The organism is Mycobacterium sp. 1245801.1, assembly GCF_001673055.1.
GTDB classification, from domain to species: Bacteria; Actinomycetota; Actinomycetes; order Mycobacteriales; family Mycobacteriaceae; genus Mycobacterium; species Mycobacterium europaeum_A.
The window spans coordinates 1-4,568 of sequence record NZ_LZKY01000142.1 but is presented as its reverse complement, the minus strand read 5'-3'; the positions used below and the strand labels follow the sequence as shown (position 1 = coordinate 4,568).

The window sequence follows — 4,568 nt, the reverse complement described above, 5'->3', positions numbered from 1 at the left end:
GTGCGGCGTTCCGGTAATCCTCACCGCTGACCCCGATCGGGTCGATGCGCCCGAAGACGCGCGAGACGATGTCGTCCCAGCGCACCCGGTCGATGCGTGCGTCGATGCCGAAACGCGCCGCGCCCCGGATGGTCTGGGCTACCTCTGCGGCGTAGACGAACATCTTCGTCGGGATGCACCCGACGTTCAGGCAGGTGCCACCGAACGTGCCCTCTTCGCAGATCGCCACCCGCTTTTCGGCGAACCGGTCATCGAGAATGCTGTTGCCCGAACCGGTTCCGATGATCGCGACGTCGTAAGTCTCCAAGCCGTCACCCCTTTCGCAGCGATGCCGAGGCGTCGTTGTCGGCGCGCAGGTAGCCGTCCAGCCAGAGGTCCAGCTCCCGATAGGCGACTTCGCGTGGCCCCTGCAGCGACAAGAACACGTCGTGCTTGGCGTCGGGCACCGGAACTACGCTGCCGCGGTTGCCGATACAGCCGGCCCAGCGGGCGATCTGGGTGACGTCGAGGACCGCGTCGCCGCGCTGCATGGCCGCCGAATCGGTGCTTTCGTGCACACTGTGGTCCGAGCGCAGGATCAGGTTGGGCACACCGACGTCCAGGCCGCGATGCAGCCGGGCCTGGCCGCGGCGGATGGCGTGCAGCCAACCGAAGGTGATCGGGAAGCCGCCGACCGGTTTCCACTGCAGGTCGTAGTCGAACTCGCCGCCGTAGTCGCGGTGCAACGTGGTGCCGTAGCCACCCTCACCCGGCGAGCGGGCCACCCCCTTGGACCGCACCCGGGACAGGCCCGCGATCAGCGCCACCGTCACGGAATGCCGCAGGATCGGCGGCCCGGGCAACTCCAAGAACGGGCTGTTGAGCACCAGGCCGCGAACGGCCGCGTGGGCGGCCGGGTTTCGTCGGCGCAGCCGGTCCAGCCACAGCGACACGATGAGCCCACCCGCGGAATGCGCGTACACCAGCACCTGGCCGTGTTCTGCGACCGCGGCCAGCGCCTGGTCGAGTTCGGTCTGGTAGTTGGTGAGGTCGGTGATGAAGTGCGGCGTCTGGCCGTCGCGCCGCGACCGCCCACACTTGTGCAGGTCGAGCGCGTAGAAGGTGAAGCCACGGGCCGCGAAATGGTCGGCCAGTTCGGTGTGGAAGAAGTAGTCGGTGTAACCGTGCACCGCGAGCACCGCGCGCCCATCAGGCCGCCGGCCCGACTGCCGGGACTCGGGGCCGCGCCGTATCAGGGTCGCGACGATGTCACCCTCGCCGGCAGGATCGGACCCCAGGACGATGGTGCGCTGCCAATAACCGGGGAGGACATCGGGCACCCAGCCGGTCGCTTCGCCGGTCACCCCGCCAGTCGCCCCGCCTTTCACCAAGCCAGCTTAGAGCTTTTGCTGGCCACGGGGTGCCGCACGCCGTTCGCGGCGACATGGGCTCGGGATAACCTGAGGATCGGCCCAGCCAAGGGAAGGACCAGCAAGCCGGTGTCAGCGCTAGCCACAACCACGCGGACGGACGTCGTGCTGGTGGGCGCAGGCATCATGAGCGCGACGCTGGGAGCGTTGCTGCGCCGGCTGCAGCCGGACTGGTCGATGACCTTCGTGGAGCGCCTGGACGCCGTCGCCGCCGAGAGCAGCAGCCCCTGGAACAACGCCGGCACCGGGCATTCGGCGCTGTGCGAGCTGAACTACACGCCGCAGCGCGCCGACGGCTCGATCGACATCAGCAAAGCGGTGCGCATCAACGAGCAATTCCAGGTGACCCGCCAGTTCTGGGCCTACGCCGTCGAGAACGGCATCCTGACCGACCGAGGATTCCTCACCGCGATCCCGCACGCGAGCTTCGTGCGCGGCGCGCAGCGCGTCGACTACCTCCGGCGACGGCAACGGGCCCTGGCGCCCAACCCGCTGTTCGCCGGCATCGAATTGATCGAGGACTCCGGTGAGTTCGCCCGCCGGCTACCGTTCATGTCCGCCGGGCGCGACTTCTCCGAACCGACGGCGCTGAACTGGGCCGCCCACGGCACCGACGTCGACTTCGGCGCCCTGTCACGACAACTCGTCGGGTTCTGCGTGCGCGGCGGCGCGACCGCGTTGTTCGGTAACGAGGTCCGCAACCTGTCCCGCCAGCCCGACGGCACCTGGACGCTACTGGTCCGCAACCGGCGCACCGGCGAAAAGCACCGGCTGAACGCCAAATTCGTCTTCGTCGGGGCAGGCGGTGACGCGCTGCCGCTGTTGCAGAAGTCCGGCATCGGCGAGGTGAGAGGTTTCGCGGGATTCCCCATCGGCGGGCGGTTCCTGCGCGCCGACAACCCGGCGCTGACGGCCGCGCACCGCGCCAAGGTATACGGCGCGCCCGCGCCGGGCGCCCCGCCGCTGGGTGCGCTGCATCTCGACCTGCGCTATGTCAACGGCAAGCCGTGGCTGGTGTTCGGCCCGTACGCCGGCTGGTCGCCGAAGTTCTTGAAACACGGCCACTTCACCGATCTGCCCCGTTCGGTCAAGCCGAACAACCTGGCCTCCCTGGTCGGCGTCGGCATCACGCAGCTGACGCTGGTCAGGTACCTGGTCGGCCAGCTGCGGCTGTCCGTCCCGGACCGGCTGCGCATGCTGCGCGAATTCGCCCCCAGCGCGCAGGGTTCGGATTGGGAGCCGACGGTGGCCGGTCAGCGGGTGCAGGTGATTCGGCGGGACAAACGCAAGGGCGGGATGCTCGACTTCGACACCACGGTGGTGGGTGCGGCCGACGGAAGCATCGCGGGCCTGCTCGGCGGCTCTCCGGGGGCGTCGACCGCCGTGCCGATCATGCTCGGTGTGCTGGAACGCTGTTTTGCCACCCGCTTTCAGTCGTGGCTGCCCGCGCTCAAAGAGATGGTCCCGTCGCTGGGGGCGACGCTGTCGGATGAGCCGGCGCTGTACGACGAAGTCTTTTCCTGGGGAACGCGGGTTTTGGGGTTGAGCGATGCGGGCGTAGGTCCCGCAAGCGATGAGGAGGAGCGGCGCCAGTGACAGAAGCACTGCGACGTATTTGGGCCAAAGATCTTGACGCTCAAACACTTTACGAGTTACTCAAGCTGAGGGTGGAGGTATTCGTCGTCGAACAGGCGATCCCGTATCCGGAACTGGACGGGCGGGACCTGCTGGCCGAAACCCGGCACTTCTGGCTGGAAACGCCGGACGGCGAGGTGATCTCCACCCTGCGGCTGATGGAGGAGCACGCCGGGGGTGAAAAGGCGTTCCGGATCGGGCGACTGTGTACAAAACGCAATGCGCGCGGTCAGGGCCACACCACCCGGCTGCTGCGCGCGGCGCTGGCCGAGGTGGGCGACTACCCGTGCCGGATCAACGCGCAGACGTATCTGGCGGAGATGTACGCCCAGCACGGATTCGTGCGCGACGGCGACGATTTCCTTGACGACGGCGTTCCGCATGTGCCCATGCTGCGGCCCGGTTCGGGATTGGCGGCAAAACGGTGAAGCCCTACCCGTTCAGCGCGATCGTCGGGCACGATCAGCTGCGCCTGGCGCTCTTGCTGTGCGCCGTGCGCCCGGAGATCGGCGGCGCGCTGATCCGCGGCGAGAAGGGCACCGCCAAGTCGACGGCCGTGCGCGGCCTCGCGGCATTGCTGTCCGACGCCACCGGCAGCGACGCCGGGCTGGTCGAAATGCCGCTCGGGGCAACCGAAGACCGCGTGATCGGCTCGCTGGATCTGCAGCGGGTGCTGCGCGACGGCGAGCACGCGTTCTCGCCGGGCCTGCTGGCCCGGGCACACGGCGGGGTGCTGTACGTCGACGAGGTCAACCTGCTGCATGACCACCTGGTCGATGTGCTCCTCGACGCCGCGGCGATGGGCCGGGTGCACATCGAACGCGACGGCATCTCCCACTCGCATGAGGCCCGGTTCGTGTTGATCGGCACCATGAATCCTGAAGAGGGCGAACTGCGTCCGCAACTGCTGGATCGGTTCGGGCTCACCGTCGACGTCCACGCCTCGCGCGACGTCGACGTGCGGGTGCAGGTCATCCGGCAGCGGATGGCCTACGAGGCCGACCCGGAGGGTTTCGCCGCGCGCTACGCCGACGCCGATGCCGAGCTGGCCCGGCGCATCGCCGCGGCGCGCGCGCTCGTCGGCGATGTGGTGTTGCCCGACAACGAATTACGGCGCATCGCGGCGCTGTGCGCGGCGTTCGACGTCGACGGGATGCGCGCCGATCTGGTGGTGGCCCGCACCGCCGTCGCGCATGCGGCCTGGCGCGGCGCGGACACCGTCGCGGAATCCGACATCCGGGTGGCCGCCGAACTGGCGTTGCCGCATCGGCGCCGCCGCGACCCGTTCGACGACCCGGGCATCGACCGCGACCAGCTGGATGAGGCCCTGGCGCGGGTGGGAAAGGTTTTCGACGGCGGCGCACTGGGTCTGGTCTTCGGCGGGGCCGGCTTGCCGTCCCGTGCCGAGTTCTGTTGCGACGCAGTTTCTTCCGCGTCGGTGGACTGACCACCGCCGGGCCGGATCCGTTGGGCCGCACCCGGATCGCGGCGGCGAGGCTGGTCGCCGAGGGCGTGGTCGCCGTG

General features: G+C 69.0%; 3 protein-coding genes and 2 pseudogenes. 3 read left to right on the top strand and 2 right to left on the bottom strand.

Annotation, left to right across the window (positions count from 1 at the left end; translation table 11 throughout):
• A pseudogene (locus A5622_RS08615) lies at positions 1-307 on the bottom strand (mycothione reductase); the annotation flags it as partial.
• Between the two features lie 4 nt (positions 308-311).
• Positions 312-1,319, bottom strand: coding sequence for an alpha/beta hydrolase (locus A5622_RS08610; protein WP_066866990.1), 1,008 nt, complete (start codon positions 1,317-1,319; stop codon positions 312-314).
• A 159-nt stretch (positions 1,320-1,478) separates the two neighbouring features.
• On the opposite strand from A5622_RS08610, the gene mqo reads away from it, so the two are divergent.
• The 3 genes and pseudogenes from mqo to A5622_RS08595 all read left to right on the top strand — a co-directional run.
• Complete coding sequence (gene mqo, locus A5622_RS08605) at positions 1,479-3,005, top strand: malate dehydrogenase (quinone) (protein WP_082994556.1); 1,527 nt, start codon at positions 1,479-1,481, stop codon at positions 3,003-3,005.
• Positions 3,002-3,472, top strand: a complete 471-nt coding sequence (locus A5622_RS08600; RefSeq protein WP_066877891.1) for a GNAT family N-acetyltransferase — start codon at positions 3,002-3,004, stop codon at positions 3,470-3,472. Before mqo ends, A5622_RS08600 begins: the two co-directional genes overlap by 4 nt.
• Positions 3,469-4,377 (top strand): annotated as a pseudogene (locus tag A5622_RS08595) (ATP-binding protein); the annotation flags it as partial. The gene A5622_RS08600 and the pseudogene A5622_RS08595, both read left to right, overlap by 4 nt.
• Positions 4,378-4,568: the final 191 nt, after the last annotated feature.